This window comes from Pedobacter sp. R20-19 (genome assembly GCF_000708265.2).
Taxonomy (GTDB): domain Bacteria; phylum Bacteroidota; class Bacteroidia; order Sphingobacteriales; family Sphingobacteriaceae; genus Pedobacter.
In genome coordinates this window covers 242,758-264,924 of record NZ_JCKI01000008.1, presented here as the reverse complement: position 1 = coordinate 264,924, position 22,167 = coordinate 242,758, and the positions used below count along the sequence as shown (strand labels likewise).

The 22,167-nt window shown below is 37.6% G+C and carries 17 protein-coding genes; all 17 read left to right on the top strand.

The features are described 5' to 3' along the window. Positions 1–36: 36 nt before the first annotated feature. The 17 genes from AN34_RS18030 to sprA all read left to right on the top strand — a co-directional run bounded on the left by AN34_RS18030 (position 37) and on the right by sprA (position 22,165). The gene (locus AN34_RS18030) at positions 37–234 is read left to right on the top strand and encodes a DUF2683 family protein (RefSeq protein ID WP_029287742.1); all 198 of its coding nucleotides are present in this window, start codon (positions 37–39) and stop codon (positions 232–234) included. Continuing rightward, complete coding sequence (locus AN34_RS18025; protein ID WP_029287740.1) at positions 225–485, top strand: Txe/YoeB family addiction module toxin; 261 nt, start codon at positions 225–227, stop codon at positions 483–485. Before AN34_RS18030 ends, AN34_RS18025 begins: the two co-directional genes overlap by 10 nt. Before the next feature lie 12 nt (positions 486–497). Further along, on the top strand, positions 498–1,445 hold the full coding sequence (locus AN34_RS18020; RefSeq protein ID WP_029287738.1) for a nitronate monooxygenase family protein: 948 nt from the start codon (positions 498–500) through the stop codon (positions 1,443–1,445). Next, positions 1,442–1,834 (top strand): hypothetical protein, encoded by a 393-nt coding sequence (locus tag AN34_RS18015; RefSeq protein WP_029287736.1) that lies wholly within the window; start codon positions 1,442–1,444, stop codon positions 1,832–1,834. Before AN34_RS18020 ends, AN34_RS18015 begins: the two co-directional genes overlap by 4 nt. A 31-nt stretch (positions 1,835–1,865) precedes the next feature. Beyond that, positions 1,866–2,150 (top strand): acylphosphatase, encoded by a 285-nt coding sequence (locus AN34_RS18010; RefSeq protein ID WP_029287734.1) that lies wholly within the window; start codon positions 1,866–1,868, stop codon positions 2,148–2,150. 130 nt (positions 2,151–2,280) lie between these two features. Then, positions 2,281–3,768, top strand: coding sequence for an oligosaccharide flippase family protein (locus AN34_RS18005; protein WP_029287731.1), 1,488 nt, complete (start codon positions 2,281–2,283; stop codon positions 3,766–3,768). A gap of 45 nt (positions 3,769–3,813) precedes the next feature. After that, positions 3,814–4,248: a dUTP diphosphatase gene (gene dut, locus AN34_RS18000; RefSeq protein WP_029287729.1), complete on the top strand. Its 435-nt coding sequence runs from the start codon at positions 3,814–3,816 to the stop codon at positions 4,246–4,248. 140 nt (positions 4,249–4,388) lie between these two features. Next, entirely contained in the window at positions 4,389–6,080 is a 1,692-nt protein-coding gene (locus tag AN34_RS17995; RefSeq protein WP_029287727.1) for a lipopolysaccharide assembly protein LapB, read from the top strand. After that, positions 6,058–6,849, top strand: a complete 792-nt coding sequence (locus tag AN34_RS17990; protein ID WP_029287725.1) for a DUF4292 domain-containing protein — start codon at positions 6,058–6,060, stop codon at positions 6,847–6,849. The genes AN34_RS17995 and AN34_RS17990 overlap by 23 nt, the downstream gene beginning before the upstream one ends. A 195-nt stretch (positions 6,850–7,044) precedes the next feature. Further along, positions 7,045–8,349 carry a murein hydrolase activator EnvC gene (locus AN34_RS17985; RefSeq protein WP_029287723.1) on the top strand — a complete coding sequence of 435 codons (1,305 nt, stop codon included), beginning with the start codon at positions 7,045–7,047 and terminating at the stop codon, positions 8,347–8,349. Between the two features lie 49 nt (positions 8,350–8,398). Next, the gene (locus AN34_RS22025; RefSeq protein WP_029287721.1) at positions 8,399–8,761 is read left to right on the top strand and encodes a twin-arginine translocase TatA/TatE family subunit; all 363 of its coding nucleotides are present in this window, start codon (positions 8,399–8,401) and stop codon (positions 8,759–8,761) included. A gap of 10 nt (positions 8,762–8,771) precedes the next feature. Continuing rightward, positions 8,772–8,972: a twin-arginine translocase TatA/TatE family subunit gene (locus tag AN34_RS17975; protein ID WP_029287719.1), complete on the top strand. Its 201-nt coding sequence runs from the start codon at positions 8,772–8,774 to the stop codon at positions 8,970–8,972. A gap of 18 nt (positions 8,973–8,990) precedes the next feature. Continuing rightward, a complete protein-coding gene (gene gatA, locus AN34_RS17970) occupies positions 8,991–10,409 on the top strand; it encodes an Asp-tRNA(Asn)/Glu-tRNA(Gln) amidotransferase subunit GatA (RefSeq protein ID WP_029287717.1) in 1,419 nt (472 codons plus the stop codon). 119 nt (positions 10,410–10,528) lie between these two features. Further along, positions 10,529–11,932, top strand: a complete 1,404-nt coding sequence (locus AN34_RS17965) for a lytic transglycosylase domain-containing protein (protein ID WP_029287714.1) — start codon at positions 10,529–10,531, stop codon at positions 11,930–11,932. A 125-nt stretch (positions 11,933–12,057) separates the two neighbouring features. Next, positions 12,058–14,379 (top strand): NADP-dependent malic enzyme, encoded by a 2,322-nt coding sequence (locus tag AN34_RS17960; RefSeq protein ID WP_029287712.1) that lies wholly within the window; start codon positions 12,058–12,060, stop codon positions 14,377–14,379. 6 nt (positions 14,380–14,385) lie between these two features. Continuing rightward, complete coding sequence (ruvA, locus tag AN34_RS17955) at positions 14,386–14,970, top strand: Holliday junction branch migration protein RuvA (protein ID WP_029287709.1); 585 nt, start codon at positions 14,386–14,388, stop codon at positions 14,968–14,970. Positions 14,971–14,983: 13 nt separating this feature from the next. Further along, on the top strand, positions 14,984–22,165 hold the full coding sequence (gene sprA / locus AN34_RS17950; RefSeq protein ID WP_029287707.1) for a cell surface protein SprA: 7,182 nt from the start codon (positions 14,984–14,986) through the stop codon (positions 22,163–22,165). Positions 22,166–22,167 lie beyond the last annotated feature (2 nt).

Below are 22,167 nucleotides of genomic sequence, written 5' to 3'. Positions count from 1 at the left end.
TTTGTTCCACAATAAGTTTTACGTAATTTTGAATATATGGGAACATTGATCGTACATCTTGAAAACAAAGAGCAACTTTCAGCGCTTAAAGCTTTTATGAAAGCTTTTAATATTTCGTTTGAGGAAAATAAGCAACCATACAATGCTGAGTTCACAGCGAAAATGAAAGTTAGCAAACAACAGGCTAAAGAAGGTAAAACTGTTAAGGTGAATTTGGATGAGGTATGGAAATAGAATTTACACTTATTGCTCTTGATGATTTAAACTATTTTAAAAAATCAGGCAATCAGGCTATTCTAAAAAAAATCCGAAGTCTTTTAGAGAATATTCAGGCAACACCATTCGATGGAATTGGCAAACCAGAAGCACTCAAATACGAACAATCAGGAAACTGGTCTAGAAGAATAAATCGAGAACACCGTTTAATCTGTGAAGTTCAATCAGAAATGATAATCTTTCACTCCCTTCGTGGACATTATCATTGATCAGCATCGCTTATGAACTCTATCTGCAAACTCTTCCATATCAAATATCCCATTATTCAGGCGGGTATGGTATGGTGCAGCGGATGGAAACTGGCTGCTGCAGTTTCTAATGCCGGAGGCTTAGGCATTATTGGTGCAGGTTCCATGTATCCTGAGGTTTTAAGAACACATATTCAAAAATGCAAATTGGCTACCTATCAACCCTTTGCCGTAAACATTCCTTTATTGTACCCAAACATTCAGGAAATTATTGATATCACAATCAAGGAGGAAGTAAAAATCGTTTTTACCTCTGCAGGTAATCCTGCTACCTGGACAAGCCATTTAAAACAAAAAGGAATTACGGTTGTGCATGTGATTGCCAACATTAAGTTTGCAAGAAAAGCACAGGAAGCCGGTGTAGATGCGATTGTAGCCGAAGGTTTTGAAGCTGGAGGACATAACGGCAGAGAAGAAACCACCACCATGTGTTTAATTCCTATGATTAAGGAAGCTGTACAGATTCCGGTTATAGCTGCGGGTGGCATTGCCAGTGGTAAATCGATGCTTGCTGCTTTTGCGCTGGGTGCTGATGCGGTACAAATTGGTTCTGCCTTTGCGGTTGCCGAAGAATCATCGGCTCATATAGCATTTAAAAATAAAATTATTTCGGCTGTTGAAGGTGATACCCGGCTAGCCATGAAGAAGCTGGTGCCCGTGCGATTGCTCAAAAATGAATTTGCAGATGTTGTTGCGCAGGCAGAAGCTGAAGGCGCTGACCGAACAAAATTAATGACACTTTTAGGGAAAGCAAGGGCAAAACTGGGTATGTTTGAAGGTGATCTGGAAAATGGAGAATTGGAAATTGGTCAGGTTTCTGCAATGCTCAATGAAATTAAACCCGCCGCCCAAATTCTGGATGAAATCTGGAAGGATTTCATCAATCAAAAAAATCGCTTATCTCATTTAAAATTATCATGAATACCAAATACTTAATGATGGCCAGTAGTATCTTTCTGGGGCTTGCAGGTGTAGTTTGCTCATTTGCACCTGAAAATGTTTTAAAATATTTTTCTTTTGAAAACAATGCGTTATTGGCTATGATCATCCACTTGCTTGGCGCACTTTATATTGCCTTTGCTTTTTTAAACTGGACAGCAAAAGCCAACCTGATTGGCGGGATCTACAGTAAACCGGTTTCATTGGGAAATACCTTGCATTTTGTGGTCGGAGGATTAGCGATAGCCAAATATTTTTTAAAACATACCGATGCTTCCATCCTCATTATACCATTTATCCTATATGCTATATTCGCGGTGCTTTTTGCTTTGGTTTTATTTGGGCGGTTAGCACTTAAAAAACAATTTTAACCTGACTCAAAAGCATTAACTTTGCCTTATGATGAAACATATCGATATCAAAGTAACGGGTAAAGTGCAGGGGGTGTTTTTCAGGGCCAGTACAAAAGCTGTGGCCGACCAAATGGGTATAAAAGGCTTTGTAAAGAATGAAAAAGATGGTTCAGTATACATTGAGGCCGAAGCTGAACAGTATATTCTGGATGCATTTGTAGATTGGTGTAAGGAAGGGCCAGATAAATCTGTTGTAGAAAATGTTGAGGTGAGTGATGGAGCTCCTAAAGATTTTCGCAATTTCGAAGTGGTCAAAAAGAACTTGCTCTGGTAAAAATACCTGATGATTTTAGTTGAAAGAATTACAATTAAAACTTAAAATCTCATTATTATTAAATCGATTTTAATTTTAGCATGCTGAATAACCTTCAAACTAAAATCTAAAATCTAAAATCTAAAATCAATTGTCTGTATATAAAAAGTTTCTTGGGCAAACAATGGTTTATGGTATCAGTACCATAGCTTCAAGATTATTGAACTTTATTTTAACGCCAATATTTACCAGAAGTTATGGCGCAGCAGCTTTAGGCGTATTCACAAAAATGTATGCCTATGCTTCTATGACGAATGCTATTCTTGCGTTCGGTATGGAAACCACCTTCTTTCGTTATTTAAATAAGTATGAAAACAGGAAGGATCAGGTTTACAATAATTCATTTTTAATTGTTGCATTTATTTCTGTGTTATTTTTAGTTACGGGGCTTGTTTTTACTGAACCCATTACCAAATGGCTCTTAAATAATCATATGTCACATTATCAGGATCAAAAAAGATATGTGCAATACTTTCTTTGGTTATTGTTTTCTGATGCCATTTGCGTAATCCCTTTTGCAAGAATCAGGGCCGATGGGAAACCTTTCAGGTACAGCATTATTAAGTTCGTAAATATCTTGAGTTACGTACTGCTAAGCTTGTTTTTTATCTATGGTATTCCCTTAATTATTAAGCATGACTTACCCGGGCATGAATTTTTTCAAAGTTGGTTTAGAGATAAATGGGTAGGTTACGTATTCATCTCAAACCTGATTGCCAGTGCCGTCACTTTTCTATTATTAGTGCCGGAGTTTTTAAAAGTGCAGTTCAAATTTGATGGCGTACTGTTTAAAAATATGCTGTCGTATAGCTGGCCTGTTCTTGTTGCAAATTTATCTTTCATTGTTAATGAGAATTTAGATAAAATCTTGCTGGATCGATATACAACCGAAGCGCAGGTAGGTATTTATGGGGCAGTATGCAAACTGGCTATTTTTCTCAGTATTTTCAATATGGCTTTTCGCCTGGGTGCAGAACCTTTTTTCTTTAGCTATGCTAAAAATGAAAATGCAAAGGTTACTTATGCTAAAATACTGGAGTACTTTGTTATTGCACTTTCAATTCTTTTTGTGGCTTTAACGGCAAACATTGAAATTTTAAAATACTTTATCAGTAGAGATAAAGCACATCTGGCAGAATACTGGGTAGGATTACCTGCTGTTCCTTATCTCCTGGTAGGATACGTTTGTTTAGGGATTTATATGAACCTTTCCATTTGGTACCGATTGTCTGATCAAACACGATTTGGCTTGTATATTTCTTTAGTTGGAGCGGCAATCACTATTGTTTTTAATGTAATTCTGATTCCGAAATATAGTTACATGGGCTCTGCCTGGGTTTCAATGGCTACTTATGGTACCATGATGGTTATCTCTTATGTTTTAGGACAAAAGTATTATCCTATTCCTTATAACCTGAAAAAGATCTTAGCCTATTTAATTGTTTCGACAATTATCGTATTTTCATCGTTCTTTATTTTTAATAAAAATATCTACATCGGAAATGCCATGCTGGTAGCTTTTGTTTGCGGTGTTGCTTATTTTGAAAAGAACGATTTAATGAAAATTTTGAAGCGGTAAGGTTTTATTTGTCAGTTAATCTTTAAAATTATTCTTCTCACATCAATGGAAATCAAAATCATTAATAAATCAGAACATCCATTACCACAATATGAAACGGCTCATGCTGCGGGAATGGATTTAAGGGCCTCTATCAACGAAGAAATTATACTTAAACCACTACAGCGTCAACTGATTTCTACAGGTCTATTTATTGAATTACCAATTGGTTATGAAGCGCAGATCAGACCAAGAAGTGGTTTGGCATATAAGCATGGTATCAGCATTGTAAATGCGCCAGGCACCATTGATGCAGATTATCGTGGAGAATTGAAGGTGCTTCTGGTAAACTTATCAGATACAGATTTTAAAATTGTAGATGGAGATCGCATTGCACAGATGGTTGTTGCAAAACATGAAACCGTGCAGTGGCTGGCTGTAGAAACGCTTGAAGAGACGGCCAGGGGCGAAGGCGGGTATGGCCACACCGGGAAAAGTTAAGTTTGAATGAGAGATAGATAGAATTTTGAATGAGGGCATTTTGAATGAAAGAGTGATTGAGTTTTAAATGAAAGAATTTTGAATTTTAAAACCTTAAATATTTTTACCCTTCACTAATTCAATCCTTCATTTTTTGATATATGATAAAAAGGTACATTTTTCTTGCACTGTTAACCTTTGGCGGAAAAACTTTCGCCCAGGTTCCTGTTATGGCTACTGCTCGTGATAGCAATATGGTAAAACAATTGTTTTTTGCCGGCCTGCGTGATAAAATGACTGAAAATTATACTGCAGCCATAACCAGTTTCAATAAGGTTATTAGTGCAGATGTAAATAACGATGCTGCTTATTTTGAACTGGCGAATGCAAACCTGCGGTTAGAACGCTTATCAGAAGCTGAATCAAATATCAGACAAGCGATAAAACTTAAACCTAATAATAAATGGTATCTGCGTTTGTTGGCAGAGGTTGATAAACGAACCAATAAAATGCCTGAATTGATTGAAGTATTTAATCAGCTGATTCGCATAGATCCTGAAAATGATGCTTATTACTTTGATAAAGCCAATGCCCAGTTTTTATCCAATCAAACCGAAGCTGCTCATCAAACCTATGATGAGATTTTGGCTAAATTTGGAGAATCAAGCGAATTGCTGGCGGCAAAAAGGCGATTGCAGGGAAATAAAGGTGCAACTGAAAGTGATATCGTGAAACTTTTAGAAGGTAATCAGGCTGATATTAAAAACTACTTGTATGCTGCAGGATTGCTTCTTCAGAAAGGAAATGATACTGAAGCAATGAAAGTGCTATTAAAGGCACAGCAGGTAGAGCCTGATCATTTTGAAGTTAATCTGGCACTTGCAGATCTTTACAGGAAACAAAAAAACGATGATTTGGCATTCAAATCATTAAAGTTGGCTTTTGAAAGTGCAGAAATGCCTTTAAACGAAAAAATTAAAATCATTGCGGCACTATTTCCTAAATTAAGAGAACCGATAGTTGCAGAAAATGTTACGCTATTAAGTAAGCTACTGGCAGAAAAAAATAATACTGATGCCAAAGTACTTGCACTTTATGGGGATGTGTTATACCAGCAGAATAAATTAAATGAAGCATTGGTTCAATACCAGGCTGCTCTAAAATTAAATGAGCAGATTTATGCTGTTTGGGAGCAAATTGTAAATATTCAAACGCTATTGGGGCACTATGCAGATGCCGTGAAAACAGGTGATGAGGCTTTAACCGTTTATCCTAACCAGGCCAGCTTATATTATTATACTGCATATGCTTTATTTAAAACCGGTAAGCTAGATCAGGCCCAAAGCAATTTGAAAACGGCATTACAGTTAGAGGTAGATAATAAAAGTTTGCAGGCACAGGTTTTCGCGCTTCAAGGCGATATTTATATTAATCAGAATAATTTTGCATCGGCAAAAACAGCCTTCGAAAAGGCTATTGCAATAGAACCGGATAACTATTTTATCATGAACAACTATGCGTATTATCTGGCGCTAAAAAATGATGATCTGGTAAAAGCCGCTCAGTATTCAGAAACTGCTGCCAATGCAATGCCTGCTAATTCATCTATTACAGATACCTATGCCTATATCTTGTTTAAGCAGCATAAATATGATTTGGCTAAGGTTTGGATTGAAAAAGCATTGCAAAACAATACAAATAAGAATGGTGTTTATTTAGAGCATTATGGTGATATCCTGTTTATGAAAGGCGATAAGGAAACTGCGCTGAAGCAGTGGCAAAAAGCAAAAGAAGCTGGAAACACATCAGAAGTATTAAACAAAAAAATTAATGAGAAGAAGTATTTTAAATAGCTTGCTATTAATAGGAACTGTTATTTCTATATCGGCCTGTAAGCCTAAAAAAGCAATTGTTATTGCCCCTCCGGTAACTACAGAAGTGAAAACAGATAACACCAAGGCAGAAGCCTTAGCTTTGTTAAATAGTAAGCAGCTTAAATTTACTACCCTCTCTCTTAAGGCAAAAGCAACATTGGATATTGCGGGTAATGCAAACGATGTGACCATGAATTTCCGGATGAAGGATAAGGAAATGATATGGGTGAGTATTACCGCATTGGGAGGAGCTTATGAGCCAGCAAGGGCATTAATAACACCAGATAGTATTAAAATTATGAATCGGCAAAAAGGTGAATACCTTAGCAAGCCTTTTAGTTACATCTACAACTTTACCAATAAGCAAATTAATTTTAATACACTTCAAGCCATATTAACAGGTAATGCAATGGGTGATTTCTTAACAACTGAATCAGATTTAAAGCAGGAAAATGGTGTATGGGTAGTATCGGGAGCTAGAGAGGGATTAGATTATAGATTGCTTTTTAATACACTTTTAAAGGTAGAGGAAACCAATTTAAATGATGTAAAATCCGGGCAGGCTTTAAAAGTAAATTATACCGATTACCAGAAATTAAATGAATCATTATTTCCTAGTGCCCTTAAAATCAATACACTTTCAGGAATGAAAAAAATAAATATTGATTTGCAATTTGTGAAAATCGATGGAAATATTCCGCTAGAGTTTCCATTTAAAGTTCCAGGCAGTTATAAGTTAGTGAAGTAATATCTTCTGCCACGGCAGGATATACCTTTAAAGCAGTCATCAAATTATGAGGTTAAATTTTTAGCGTCTTATTTGGTGACTGTTTTTGTAATGAAGAAAAATTCTCTGATGAAGATGAGGTGAAGATTATTTGTAAAGGCTTTAGTATCTAAATTTTAATGTCTTTTACTATAAAATTTTTATACTTTTGAATTAATGAAGCTACATAAGATCATATTTATCCTGTTTTTAAGCGTTTTTGCCTTTTCAGCCAGTGCACAAACCGAAAGTCAGTTAAGAAGGAAAAAAGAAGCTATACAGCGTGAAATTGAACAGCTACAAAAGAATTTAAATAAAACTGCCAATGGTAAAAAATTAACCTTGCAGCAAATTAATGCCATTAATGCGCAAATCCGTCTTCGTCAGGATAAGATTGGAACCATTAATTCGGAAATAAAAAATCTGGATAACCAAATCTCTCAGAACACAAATACCGTACATACATTACAAGGCCAGCTTGGCGATCTTAAAAAGGAATATGCAGGTATGATCCGTTTTGCACAGCGGAATAGAAATGCCTATGAAAAGATGATGTTTATTTTTGCGGCAAGAGATTTTAATCAGGCTTATAAAAGAATCAAATATCTACAGCAATTTAGCCAATATCGTAAAAAGCAGGCCGGATACATTGAAAATACCCAGCAAGATTTAAACGGAAAAATCAAGGTGTTGGATAAAACCCTGAGAGAGAAAAGTAATCTGTTAAAAGAACAGGAAAGAGAGCAAGACCGTTTGGGGCAAGATAAAAAACAGCAGTCGGTGGCTTTAAATAACCTCACCAAGCAAGAGCGACAATTTAAGCAGGATATTAACGCGAAGAAAAAAGAGCAGGCACAAATTAACAGGGCAATTGCAGCAGCCATTCAAAGAGCTATTGAAGAAGCCAGAAGGAAGGCAGCAGAAGAGGCCCGTATAGCAGCAGCTAAACGTTTGGCTGAAGAACGTGCTGCGGCAGCAAAAGCAAAGGCAGAAAATAAACCTGCTCCGGCAACCAGTACTGCACCTGCAACACGGGAGAAAAGTACTTCAGAATTGTTAACCGCAACACCTGAAGCAGCAAGGCTTTCTGCAGGATTTGAAAATAACAGGGGAAGACTGCCATGGCCGGTAGCCAATGGAACCATTACTGAAAGGTTTGGATTGCATAAGGTGGATCAGGCTTCATATTCTAATGATGGTGTAGACATTACCACCGCAGATGGTGCTGCCGTAAGAGCTGTATTTGCAGGGAAAGTTGTAATGGTTCAAAATATAATGGGTAGAACGGCTGTAGTAATTAATCATGGCGAATATTTTACAGTTTACCAGAATTTAAGAGGAGTGAGTGTAAGTGTAGGTAATTCTGTAGATACCAAGCAAACCATTGGTACCGTTGCAAATACTGGTGATGATGCCATTTTAAAATTTCAAATTAGAAGAGGGCAGGGCGCTTTAAATCCGGAAGCGTGGATTAGTAAATAAGAGCGAACAGAGTTGTAAAATGTTTATATTTGTATAAAATAGATTAGTGATGTATCAAGGCACGTTATTAGAGTTTTTAAATATGGGTGGATCGGAGATCGTACTCATATTAGTAGTGGTTCTTTTGTTGTTCGGAGGTAAAAAATTGCCTGAATTAGCAAGAGGCTTAGGAAAAGGAATCAGAGAATTTAAAGATGCCTCTGATGGAGTGAAGCGTGAGATCCATAGAAATATTAATGCAATGGATTTAGATAAGGAAGAAGCTGAAGAAAAAGTGGCCAATAACAATAATCAGCCTCAACATTCAACTGAAGAAACCGCTCCGGTAGATGAAAAAGTAGCACCAGCGGCAAATCATCCGTCAAGCACACCCATCGATCACAATATTGTAACTGACAGTCAAAAAGTTTAAACAAAAAATTATGTTAAATACAACAATAGCAGCAATGCTTGGAACGCCAGAAATTATCATTATCGCTGTAGTGGTACTTTTATTATTTGGTGGTAAAAAAATTCCTGAGCTGATGAGAGGTTTGGGTAAAGGTGTTAAAGAATTTAAGGATGGTAAAGATGGCGTTGATGGAGAACAGGTTGATCCATCCAACAGAGACAAAACCGTTTAATTGCTATAATTTTAAGTTTTGAAGAAATACAGCGCTCTAAAAGAGATCCAGGCACTCATTTCGCAAAAGCAATTAACTTTACCCGATTTATTGGCTTATTATTTTAAGCAAATTTCAGATAATGAACACCTCAATGCATTTAATGAGGTGTTTTTTTATTCGGCTGAAGTTCAAGCGAAAGCGGTACAAGAAAAAATTATACAGGGAACCGCAGGCAAGCTTGCGGGGATGGTTATTGGTATTAAAGATAATATCTGTTATCAAGATCATGTAGTCACCGCATCTTCAAAAATGCTTGATGGCTTCGTATCGCCTTATTCATCTACTGTGGTTAAACGTTTATTACAAGAAGATGCCGTAATCATCGGTCGTTTAAATTGTGATGAATTTGCAATGGGTGGCTCTAATGAAACCTCGCACTTCGGCCCTGTTAAAAATGCAGCTAATCACGAACTGGTGCCGGGTGGATCATCAGGCGGATCTGCAGTGGCTGTTCAGGCAGACATGTGTTTAGCAACACTAGGTACTGATACCGGTGGATCAGTAAGGCAACCAGCTGCTTTTTGCGGTCAGATAGGTTTAAAACCAACTTATGGGAGGGTTTCACGGTATGGTGTGATTGCTTATGCATCTTCATTCGATCAAGTGGGGCCAATTACTTCCTCCGTTGAAGACGCAGCCTTATTGCTTCAGGTTTTGGCCGGAGCGGATGAAAATGATTCAACAGTTTCTGATGTAGCCGTTCCTGATTACCCTGCACAGTTAAATGAACAAAAAAAACAACGGATCGCCGTTCTTCAAGAAACAATTGAAAGTGATGCGCTAGATCCGGAAATAAAATCCGCTATTTTAAAATCGATTGAAGATTTGAAAGAAAATGGCCATCAGGTTGATTATGTTTCTTTCGATCTTTTGGAATATCTTGTCCCAACTTATTATATCTTAACCACAGCAGAAGCCTCTTCAAATCTATCCAGGTATGATGGCGTGCATTATGGACACCGGAACACCGACGCAAAATCTTTGACCGAACTTTATAAAAAATCTCGTGCAGAAGGTTTTGGAGAAGAAGTTAAGAAACGCATCCTTTTAGGAACCTTTGTGCTAAGTGCAGGTTATTATGATGCCTACTATCAGAAAGCGCAGCAAGTACGCCGTTTGATTAGAGAAAAAATGGATCATTTATTCCAGGATTATGATTTGCTTTTATCGCCTGTGGCTCCAACTGCTGCATTTAAAATAGGTGATAATGTACAGGATGCATTGATGATGTACATGGCAGATATTTTTACCGTATTGCCATCATTAAGCGGAAATCCGGCTATTGCTTTGCCTTTAGGCAATAATGAAGCGGGTTTGCCGTTAAGTATTCAATTTACAGCCAAACATTTTGAGGAAGATAAGCTGCTTGCTTTCTCCCAGGCATTTTTAAAATAAGCATATTTTTAATAATGTGCTTAGCGTTTATTGTGTTTTTCCGTCTGCAACGGTAAAACATTCTTTTGAAGATTCCGGAAGGATAACCGGAAAATAGCGCTGAACAAACCGAATTGCCCATGATAAGAAAACTACTTTTTACCAGTGTATGTGCCTTCATCGGATGTATTTCTTTTTCCGTTGCGCAGCAGAAAGTCAAAACTGATAGTCTACCGAAATTTCAGGAAAACATTTTTATCAATACCGACACCATTTCAGTGCCGTTAATTTATGAAAATCCCTTATTAATGGGGCAAAACTATATTTATAAACTCCGCTTAGATTCAATCACTAAAACCGTTCCGCTTCCCTATAACGAATACGTTCAGCAATACATCGATATTTATGCCAAACGGAAAGATCTATTTGGCAAGATGATGGGTTTATCAAATTACTATTTCCCTATTTTTGATAAAGCGCTTAAAGATTTCAATATTCCTCAGGAAATAAAATATTTAACTATTGTAGAATCGCAAATGAACCCACATGCTATTTCCAGGGTTGGGGCCACAGGGATCTGGCAGTTTATGTTTGGAACCGGAAAAGCTTACGGATTAAAAATGGATAATTTTGTAGATGAGCGGAAAGATCCCATTCAGGCAAGTTATGCAGCAGCACAATATTTTAAGGATGCTTATGAAGAGTTGGGCGATTGGTTATTGGCTATTGCTGCCTATAATTGTGGTAAGGGTGCTGTAACCCGTGCAATGGCAAAAGCTGAATCACGGGATTTTTGGGCAATCAGGCAATTCCTTCCTAAAGAAACCAGAAATTATGTGCCGGCTTTTATCGCTGCTGTTTATGTGATGAATTATTCTGGTAAACACCAGATTTCACCTCAGGCCTGTAGCCTGTTTTTAAAAACAGATACGGTTCAAACCAATCGGTTTGTGTCATTGGCCAGTTTGGCAAAAGCGCTAAATGTTGATGAAACTGCCCTTTTTGCCCTAAATCCTTCTTATAAGAAAAAAATAGTAAATGGTACAGACGAGGAGCCCAAGCGTATTATTATGCCCAAACTCAGGGATATTGATTATGCCAGTGTTTATGAAGTGTTAAATAATAGTGAGCAAGATATGAATATGAGGGTGGTACAGGCCAGTACCGATGATGTGAGAGATCTCCGGAAATCAAGAGCGAAATCTGTATCCAGCCGCGCCGTTGTTTTTCATAAAGTTAGTGCCGGGCAATCACTTGCTATGGTAGCCAATAAATATGGTGTTGAGGTACAGGATTTAAGGGTTTGGAATGGATTAAAGAGTAAAACAATTGTACCAGGCCAACAGCTTAAAATATTTGCTAAAAATGTTAACCACTTAAAAGCTCCTGTCTCTTATGCCAATTATACTGTTAAAGCAGGTGATACTTTATCAGAAATTGCAGAAAAATTTAACGGAGTTACGGTTCAAAGTATAAAACGGGATAATAAACTTTCAAAAGCAGGCTTAAGAACCGGAATGATTCTCAAGATTAGTAAAGGCTAGGCGGTTGTTAGGCTATTCGCTTAAATATCAATAAGACAATTACACCCCAAAGGTTTTAAAAGCCTTTGGGGTTTTTTAATTCTTTTAAAGAATCGTACCTTTGCCCGTCACTAATAAGTTACTTAATGAGTAATATCAATAGAAAGCAAGATGCGCTCGATTACCACTCGCAAGGGCGGCCAGGAAAAATACAGGTAGTACCTACAAAACCAACCACTTCACAACGTGATTTAACGATGGCTTACTCGCCAGGTGTGGCAGAACCATGTTTAAAAATAGCAGATAATACTGATGATGTTTATAAGTATACCGCAAAAGGTAATCTTGTTGCAGTAATCAGCAATGGAACGGCTGTTTTAGGCTTGGGGAATATTGGTCCGGAAGCCAGTAAACCAGTAATGGAAGGTAAGGGGTTATTGTTTAAAATCTTTGCTGATATCGATGTCTTCGATTTAGAATTAGATACTAAAAACATAGACGATTTTGTGAAAATTGTTAAAGCCCTGGAGCCAACTTTTGGCGGGGTGAACCTGGAAGATATTAAAGCGCCAGAGTGTTTTGAAATAGAAACCCGCTTGAAACAGGAAATGAATATTCCTGTAATGCATGATGACCAGCATGGTACAGCCATTATTTCTGGAGCAGCGCTATTAAATGCCTGTGAAATTCAGAAAAAGAAAATAGATAAAATTAAGGTTGTTGTTAGTGGAGCAGGTGCTGCTGCGGTTTCCTGTTCGAAGATGTACCTTTCCTTAGGTGTAAAAAAAGAAAATCTGGTGATGTTTGACATCAATGGATTGATCAACATGGAAAGGACCGATCTGGATGATATGCGGATGTATTTTGCCACCAACAGAAAAGATATTGGTACTATTGGTGAAGCCATGAAAGGTGCCGATGTATTTATTGGTCTTTCGGCAGGAAATGTAATTCAACCAGAGATGCTGATGGGTATGGCAAAAAACCCGATTGTTTTCGCCATGGCTAATCCAAATCCTGAAATTGCTTATGAGCTGGCGATCAAAACCCGTAAGGATTTGATTATGGCTACCGGGCGTTCTGATTATCCAAACCAGGTGAATAATGTATTGGGTTTCCCTTATATATTTCGTGGTGCGCTAGATGTACGGGCAACAACCATCAATGAAGCCATGAAAATTGCTGCCGTTAAAGCCATTGCAGAATTGGCAAAAAGATCTGTACCAGAAGCAGTGAACCTGGCTTATAATGCCCGTAACCTTAAATTTGGTAGAGATTATATTATTCCTAAACCAGTAGATTTCAGGCTAATTACTGAAGTTTCTATTGCGGTAGCGAAGGCCGCTATAGAGAGCGGCGTAGCACGTAAGATAATTACCGATTGGGATGCCTATTCAGAAGAATTAAGAAAGCGTTTAGGCTTGGATGATGCCATTATGCGTTCCATCACCACTAAAGCCAAAACAGATCCTAAACGAGTTGTTTTTGCAGAAGCTGATAATTATAAAATTTTAAAGGCTGCTCAAATTGTTAAGGATGAGAATATTGCCATTCCGATTCTTTTAGGTAACCGTGAAAAGATTCAGGCCATTATTGATGAGCATGCATTGGAACTCCATGGTGTGGAGATTATTGACCAAATGCAGAATCCGGCAAAAACCAAACAATACGCAGCAGCACTATATAAAAAACGCCAACGTAAGGGTGTATCCATTAATGATGCAACGAAATTGTTGAGAGATCGTAATTATTATGGTGCATCAATGGTAGAATTTGGTGAGGCAGATGCCATGATATCAGGTTTGACTAAAAATTATGGTGATACCATTAAACCAGCCTTACAGGTGATTGGTGTAGAGCCAGGGGTAAAGCGTGTGGCAGGTATGTACATGATGATGACTAAAAAGGGCCCCGTTTTCTTTGGCGATACCACGGTGAATGTTGATCCAACGGCAGAAGAATTGGTTGATATCACCTTGCTTTTAGATAAGTCTGTTAAACAGTTTAACATTAAACCGCGTATTGCATTGTTATCTTATTCAAACTTTGGTTCGAATGATGGTATCACACCAAATAAGGTAAGAGAAACGGTTAGAATTCTTCATAAAAATCATCCTGAAGTGGTTGTAGATGGAGAAATGCAAGGAAACTTTGCCATCAATAATGAACTGTTGAAAGATAATTTCCCGTTCAGTACGCTGGCAGATGAACCGGCAAATACCTTAATTTTTCCTAATCTGGAATCGGGCAATATTGCTTATAAGTTATTACAGGAGTTGGGTGGAGCTGAAGCTGTTGGTCCGATTTTATTAGGATTAAATAAGCCTGTTCATATTGTTCAATTAGGAAGTTCGGTGAGAGAGATCGTAAATATGGTTACTATTGCAGTAGTAGATGTTCAGGCAAAAGAAGAAATTGCTGAAACTTCGAAACGAAAAGGTATATTTACAAAAACAACTAAGAAATAATACTCCATGTACGCCTATATCGATGGTAAATTAACATCCAAAAACCCAGCGTTTGTTGTGGTTGAAGCCGGAGGTATAGGCTACCATATAAACATTTCATTGAATACCTATAGTGCATTGGGCGATGCAGAAAGGTGTAAATTATACACCTGGCTGTACGTTAAGGAAGATGCACATACCTTATACGGGTTCGCCGATGAGGGCGAACGCCGTTTATTTTTACACTTGATATCTGTATCTGGAATAGGACCAAATACAGGTAGAATGATTTTATCTTCGATCACACCGGAGGAAATTCAAACTGCAATTGTGAAAGCAGATTTACCACTCATTCAAAGAATAAAAGGTTTGGGTGCTAAAACTGCACAACGCCTGGTTTTGGAATTACAGGACAAACTTAAAAAAGAGGGTGTAGATTCGTTAATTTCTATGCCTCAGCACAATACAATTAAAGATGAAGCGTTATCAGCATTGGTAATGCTCGGATTTGCCAAACAAACAGCCGAAAAAACTATCGACCAAATATTAAAACTTACAGAAGAAAATCTTACTGTAGAACAATTAATTAAACAAGCATTAAAGAAACTATAGAAAACTAACGCCCTTGAAGAGAATATTTACACTCCTATTTCTCATCCCACTTTTCTTGTTTATATCCCAAAAAACCTTCTCACAAGTTGTTCAGAGTAAGACAGATACCGTTACGTCAAAAAATAACTTTGGTTTAAAGGAAAAACAGCGCATGGGGATTAGACCATCGCGAAATCCGTTCTCGCCGCTGCCTAATAATCTTAAGCAAGTGGTGGAGTATGATGCAAAAAATAAAAGATACATTGTAAAGGATCTGATTGGTGATCGGTATGTTACGCAAACACAATATTTAACCATCGAGGAATATACCCGATTGATTAACAGTGAAGTAAAACGTGACAACTGGCGAAGTATTTCCAATTCTGAAGTTGGTGATTATAGAAACACAGGCGTTATTCCAAAAATCCAGGTGAATAGTAAGGCTTTTGAGAAGCTTTTCGGAGGAACCACCATTGATATTCAACCCCGCGGAGAGGCAGAACTTACTTTTTTAGGCCGTAGAAATAAAAATGAAAATCCTTTATTCAATGAGCGACAAAGGGTTCAAACTAATTTTGATTTCAATCAGCGGATTCAAATGGATTTAGTTGGAAATATTGGTACAAAACTTAAAATTAAGAGTAATTATAACACGGAAGCGCAATTCGATTTTGAAAACCAGATTAAACTGGATTATACGGGCGGTGCTGATGATATTATTAAGAAAATTGAGGCTGGTAACGTAAGTTTACCTTTAAATACCAGCTTGATTACGGGTACGCAGGCTTTGTTTGGTATTAAAACCCAATTGCAATTTGGAAAGCTAAATGTAACCAGTGTTTATACCCAGCAAAAATCAGAGTCCAGAGAACTCCGTATTTCTAATGGTGCGCAACAAAATGAATTTTCGGTTACAGCCGACAGTTATGAAGCCAATAAACATTATTTCCTGGCTCAATATTTTCGAAATAATTATAATAAGCATTTGGCTAATGCTCCAATTATTACTTCGCCCATTCAAATTACCAAGATAGAAGTCTGGATTACCAATAAAGCTGGCAATACTACCGATTCCAGAGATGTTTTAGGTTTCCTGAATCTGGGAGAAAATCAGCCTTTCAATCCTGGTGCAGTGGCTGGTGGCAGTTCGGTACTTCCTGCAGGTACAACGGCAACAGGATTTCCGCAGCAATCAAATAATTTATTGGCAAGCTTGCCCGCCGATGCCCGATTTACAAATTCGAATTCTATCATCTCTTTCTTTCAGGCCAATGGAGCAACGGATCAGTATGCCAAACTTACCTATGCCAGAAAACTAACCGAGCGTGAGTTTACCTTTCAACCGCAGTTGGGGTATATCTCTTTAAATAATCCACTTAATGCGGATGAGGTTTTAGCTGTTGCTTATCGCTATACCTATAATGGTGTAGAATATCAGGTGGGGGAGTTTTCTACAGATGTTACTTTCGATGCCGCAAACCCTAAAGTACTTTATGCAAAACTTTTAAAAAACGAAACCACAAAAATCAATCTCCCAACCTGGGATTTGATGATGAAAAATATTTATTCTATAGGTGGTTATCAAATCAGTCCGATAAATTTTAAACTTGATATTTTTAGGATCGATAATGAAACCGGAGTAGAAAAACCGATTATGACCGAGGGACAGAATACCGCGAATAAGCAATGGATCTCTTTAACTGAATTTGACCGGTTGAATCAACAAAATGAAAAGAAGCCTGATGGTATTTTTGATTTTGTGGCCTCTAATAATGCTTTCGGTTCTTACTTTTCAAACAGCTCATCTGCTAACAGCACTTTCGGGTCTAATTTGTCACTTAGTGGATTAACTTCACTGATTAATAATACCAATTCAGGTTACATCACTATAGACCCTGCTAATGGCAGGATTATCTTTCCAATTATTGAACCATTTGGACAGGATCTGGCGAATAAATTCCTACCGAGTGAGCAGGCCTTAATTGATAAATACACCTTTACAGCGCTATATGACTCGACCCAAATGATTGCAAAACAGCTGTTTCAAAATAAAAACAGATATGTAATCAAAGGTCATTATCAATCAGAAGTATCTTCTGAATTTAGCTTGAATGCCATTAATGTACCAGAAGGGTCTGTAAAAGTTTTTGCCGGAACGATGCCATTACAAGAAGGTGTAGACTTTACGGTAGATTACCAGGGTGGAAGGGTGAGTATCATCAATCAGGCATTATTAACCTCTGGTCAGCCTATTCGTATTACTACTGAAAATAATGAACTCTTTGGTTTGCAGCAACGGTCATTATTTGGAACACGTTTGGATTATCGAGTGAATAACAAGCTAAATCTGGGAGGTACATTTATGAACCTAACAGAGAAACCGCTTACTCAAAAAGTAAATATTGGTGAAGAACCCATTTCAAATACCATTTGGGGTGGTGATATTAATTATAGTTCTTCATCCAGATTTTTAACAAAACTTGTTGATAAACTTCCATTCATTTCCACCAAGGCACCTTCAAGTGTTAACTTTTATGGTGAATTTGCACAATTGGTTCCGGGACATCCGCGGGCATTAAACTTTGCAGGTAGTAAAAATGGAGTAAGTTATTTGGATGATTTTGAGGCTTCGAGATCTGTAATTGATTTAAAAAGTGCGATCTCCTGGCAGTTATCCGGAACGCCACAAGATTTTTCAGAGTCGCAATTGGTTAACGATCTTACTTATGGTTATAACCGGGCCCGGATAGCGTACTATAATATTGATCCGACTTTTTACAATTCAAACGCTACCACTACACCATCCAATATCAGAAACAATAGAAATGAACTTTCTAACCATTATGTAAGGCAGGTGATAGAACAGGAGGTTTTTCCATTTAAAGAAACCGCGACAGGGCAGGCTTTAAATATCACCACCTTAGATGTTGCTTATTATCCAACGGTACGTGGGCCTTATAATTATTCCACTACCGGTTTCTCTGCCGATGGAAAGTTAACTAACCCGCGGCAGCGTTGGGGTGGTTTCCAACGTAAAATTGAAACCAATGATTTTGAAGCCTTGAATGTTGGCTTTATTGAATTTTGGGTAATGGATCCATTTATTTACAATAGAAATTCTCAGGGAGGTGATATCTATTTTAACCTGGGTAATATTTCTGAAGATATTTTAAAAGATGGACGAAAATCTCTGGAAAACGGATTACCCGCTACAGATGATCCCAGTAAATATGATGAAACCACATGGGGACGCGTTCCGAAATTACAACCCGTTATTCAGGCTTTTGATAATGACCCTGATGCAAGAAGAGCACAGGATGTTGGTTTAGATGGTTTATCCGATGCGAATGAAAAACAAAAATTTGCTACGGCTATAAATCAGATTAAGTCTCAGTTAAATGCTATAGCTGCAGCAGAAATTGATCAGGATCCTTCATCAGATAATTATTCTTATTTCAGAGGTCCGGCTTTAGATCAAATCAATGCGGGCATTTTAAAACGTTATGAAAAATATAACGGTCCGGAGGGAAACTCTAAAACCGCTCAGCAATCACAGGCAGAGTTAGGTTTGGAAAATTCTGCATCTACCTCACTTCCAGATGGCGAAGATATTAATCGCGATAATAACATGACGCAAAGCGATGAATACTATCAATACAAGGTAACTATGCGGCCGGGAATGGATGTTGGCCAAACCCAATTTATTACCGATAAAGTAACGTCACAGGTAAAATTGGCGAACGGAAACACGCAAGCTGTTACCTGGTATCAATTCAGAATTCCAATAACGCAATACGAGAAGAAAGTAGGTAATATTCAGGATTTTAAATCCATCCGATTCTTTAGGATGTTTATGACCAACTTTGCAGATACAGCCATTATGCGTTTTGCAAAGTTACAATTGATTAGAGGCGAGTGGAGGGAATTTAATGCTAAAAATACGGCAGATCAGGTTATTGTAGACCCAAGTTTGCCTGCCTTAACACCAGATAATTCAACCATCGAAGTATCAACTGTTAATATTGAGGAGAATGGTAGAAAAACACCAATACCTTATGTTACTCCCCCTGGAATTTTGCGTGAGCGTGATTTTAGTAATTATCGTGGAGATACCCGTTTGAATGAACAGTCTTTATCTGTTACCGTTAAAAATCTCCGTGATGGTTATGGAAGGGCAGCATTTAAAACAGCATATAGTGATTTCCGTTCTTATAAACATTTGGAAATGTTTATCCATGCAGAGGCCATTAATAATCAAGTTTTAGGTGATGGAGATGTAGATGCCTTTTTAAGAATCGGAACCGATAATCAGGATAACTACTATGAATATTTAATGCCTTTAAAAATTACTACTCCGGGTACGAGAGATGCTGATGCCATTTGGCCTGAAGCAAACCGGATGGATATTGATTTACTTTTATTCCAGAATGCCAAACTTGCCCGTAATGTGGCTAAGCAGGCTAACGGGCAGCCGTGGCCGATCAATGTTCCTTTCACTTACACGGACGGCAACAGAACAATTATTGTTAAGGGGCAGCCAGATATGAGTAAAGTGAGGGTGTATATGCTTGGCGTAAAAAACCCTTTGCGTAATAATACCACCACTGAAATAGATGATGGTATGGATAAAAATGTTTTGGTTTGGTTTAACGAACTTAGGTTAACTGAATTTGACGAAAAGGGAGGTTGGGCTGCTACGGGAAGGTTAAATTTAAAACTGGCTGATTTTGCTGATGTCAACATTTCAGGAAGTAAATCAACCATAGGTTTTGGATCAATTGATTCAAAGGTAAGTGAACGTAACCGTGCTGATAATGTTTTATTAGATGTTTCATCAGCTGTTGAGCTGGGCAAATTTTTGCCTCAAAAATCGGGTGTTAAAATTCCAATGTTTGTAAACTATTCAAAACAAGTTTCAACCCCACAATATAATCCCCGTACACCTGATATCGAGTTAAAAAATGCGCTCGATCAATCAACCAAGGAACAAAAGGATTCTATTTTAAATTTCGCACAGGATTATACCGTACGCAGGGGAATTAATTTTACCAATGTGCGTAAAGAAAGAACAAACAACAGCAAGCCTGTTCAGCTTTGGGATATTGAAAACTTTGCTGCCAGTTATGCTTTTACCCAATACAACCATAGGGATTTTATTAACCAGAGCAGTATTCAAAATACCTATAGGGCTTCTTTGCAATATAGCTATGCAAAAGAAGCTAAAACATTTGCCCCTTTTGAGAAGATTATTAAATCAAATATGCTGGCCTTGTTGAAGGATTTTAACTTTAGTATTTTTCCGAGTGCCATTAACTTTAGAATAGATGTAGACCGCCTTTATTCTGAAAATACGTTGAGGAATAATGATCCGGCGAATTCCATTCCCATCTATCAGAATGGATTTGGGACTACTTTTAACAAAAACTTTAGAATGAGCCGAATTTATGGAATAGCCTGGAATTTAACCCGCTCACTTCAGTTGGATTTCAATGCCACAAACTATTCTATTATTGATGAACCAGATGGCCGGATTGATGGTATGAAGCGTGATACTGTATGGCAAAATCTTAAGCGTTTAGGTCGTACAACAGATTATAACCATAATTTAAATGTTACCTATACCTTACCAATTGATAAAATACCAGGTTTTAACTGGGTAACTGTAAAAACAAGGTATGGTACAAACTTTAACTGGCAAACTGAACCACTATCTACTTTACAAGATCCAAACATCAATTTAGGAAATACCGTTCAAAACAGTAGAAATATTCAGGTTAACCCGGCACTGAACATGACCACTTTATACAATAAATTTGGTTTCATTAGAAATGCCAGCAACGGTGAAGAGACCGGAGATAAATTAAAAAACTTTTTTATCAACTTATTAACCAGTGTTAAAAATGTAAGTGCAAATTATGTGCAAACCAAAGGGATCTTTTTGCCTGGGTATTTACCAACGACTAAATATTTCGGGGTAGATAATGTTACCGGAGCTCCTGGTTTAGGATTTGTATTTGGCAGTCAGAGAGATATTAGAGATATGGCACTTAATAATGGTTGGTTAACTACAGATACCCTGCAAACCCAACTGTATGTGAATACACTTCGTGAAGATCTACAGTTTACTGGTCAGATAGAGCCATTTCGTGATTTAAGAATCACGATCAGGGCGAATAAGTCGCAGACCAGAAATTTCTCTTCCAATTACAGATACGTGGCCAGTGTTTCTTCCTTTGAAAATTTAAGTGCAATTACCACAGGTGATTATAGTATCTCATACATTGCGCTCGGTACCGCCTTTAAAGAGAAAAACTCAAGTGTAATCTCTTCGCTGTTTAATCAGTTTATGGCCAATCGGATTATTATTTCAAGAAGGTTAGGTGCGCAAAATCCAAATTCATCTGGTCAGGCAAGTGGTTATGCTGATGGTTATGGTAAAGAAAGTCAGGATGTACTTATCTCTGCATTTATGGCTGCTTATTCTGGTAAGGATGCGGGTAAAACGAGTATGAATGCTTTCCCCCGAATTCCACTTCCAAACTGGACACTTACCTATAATGGATTGACGAAAATTCCTTTCATTGCAGACCGTTTTTCTTCAATTGATATCAGGCATGGTTATCGGTCGGCTTATAACATCAATGGCTTTAATTCATTATTGAGGTATCAGGAAAGCAATGGGTTCTCTGTAAACCGCGATGCGAATAATAACTTCCTTCCTGAATTTCAGTTTGCACAAGTTACCATCTCAGAATATTTTTCTCCATTAATAGGCGTGGATACCAGGTTCAAAAATAACCTGAGTGCTACATTTGAATTGAACAGATCTCGATTGCTAGGTTTAAGTCTTTCTAATAGTCAGCTTGCGCAGTTATCAGAAAACAATGTTGTTCTGGGGATGGGCTACAGAACAAATAAGTTCCGGTTTCCGTTTGGCTGGTTCAAAAGTTTGAAAATGGATAACAATATGGATTTTAAACTGGATGTTGCGATCCGTGATAATAAGACGGTTATTTACAGAGCAGATGTGGAAGAAGCTGAAGTTTCATCAGGTGCAAAAAATATTACCTTAAGGCCGAGTGTTGATTATATATTAAACCAGAAATTTAATGTGAAGCTGTTTTATGATTCGAACATTACCAAGCCATATACTTCGCAAACGTTTAATACCTCATTCAGTAATTTTGGTTTTAGTTTGAGGTTTACGCTGAATTAATT

What these genes read in the sequence shown, in the direction of transcription:
- AN34_RS18020 (WP_029287738.1), top strand. Translation starts at nt 498, where the DNA reads ATGAACTCTATCTGCAAACTCTTCCATATCAAATATCCCATTATTCAG.
- AN34_RS18015 (WP_029287736.1), top strand. Translation starts at nt 1,442, where the DNA reads ATGAATACCAAATACTTAATGATGGCCAGTAGTATCTTTCTGGGGCTT.
- AN34_RS17960 (WP_029287712.1), top strand. Translation starts at nt 12,058, where the DNA reads ATGAGTAATATCAATAGAAAGCAAGATGCGCTCGATTACCACTCGCAA.
- AN34_RS22025 (WP_029287721.1), top strand. Translation starts at nt 8,399, where the DNA reads ATGTATCAAGGCACGTTATTAGAGTTTTTAAATATGGGTGGATCGGAG.
- AN34_RS18010 (WP_029287734.1), top strand. Translation starts at nt 1,866, where the DNA reads ATGAAACATATCGATATCAAAGTAACGGGTAAAGTGCAGGGGGTGTTT.
- AN34_RS18025 (WP_029287740.1), top strand. Translation starts at nt 225, where the DNA reads ATGGAAATAGAATTTACACTTATTGCTCTTGATGATTTAAACTATTTT.
- dut (WP_029287729.1), top strand. Translation starts at nt 3,814, where the DNA reads ATGGAAATCAAAATCATTAATAAATCAGAACATCCATTACCACAATAT.
- AN34_RS17995 (WP_029287727.1), top strand. Translation starts at nt 4,389, where the DNA reads ATGATAAAAAGGTACATTTTTCTTGCACTGTTAACCTTTGGCGGAAAA.
- AN34_RS18030 (WP_029287742.1), top strand. Translation starts at nt 37, where the DNA reads ATGGGAACATTGATCGTACATCTTGAAAACAAAGAGCAACTTTCAGCG.
- ruvA (WP_029287709.1), top strand. Translation starts at nt 14,386, where the DNA reads ATGTACGCCTATATCGATGGTAAATTAACATCCAAAAACCCAGCGTTT.
- AN34_RS17975 (WP_029287719.1), top strand. Translation starts at nt 8,772, where the DNA reads ATGTTAAATACAACAATAGCAGCAATGCTTGGAACGCCAGAAATTATC.
- AN34_RS17985 (WP_029287723.1), top strand. Translation starts at nt 7,045, where the DNA reads ATGAAGCTACATAAGATCATATTTATCCTGTTTTTAAGCGTTTTTGCC.
- AN34_RS17990 (WP_029287725.1), top strand. Translation starts at nt 6,058, where the DNA reads ATGAGAAGAAGTATTTTAAATAGCTTGCTATTAATAGGAACTGTTATT.
- AN34_RS17965 (WP_029287714.1), top strand. Translation starts at nt 10,529, where the DNA reads ATGATAAGAAAACTACTTTTTACCAGTGTATGTGCCTTCATCGGATGT.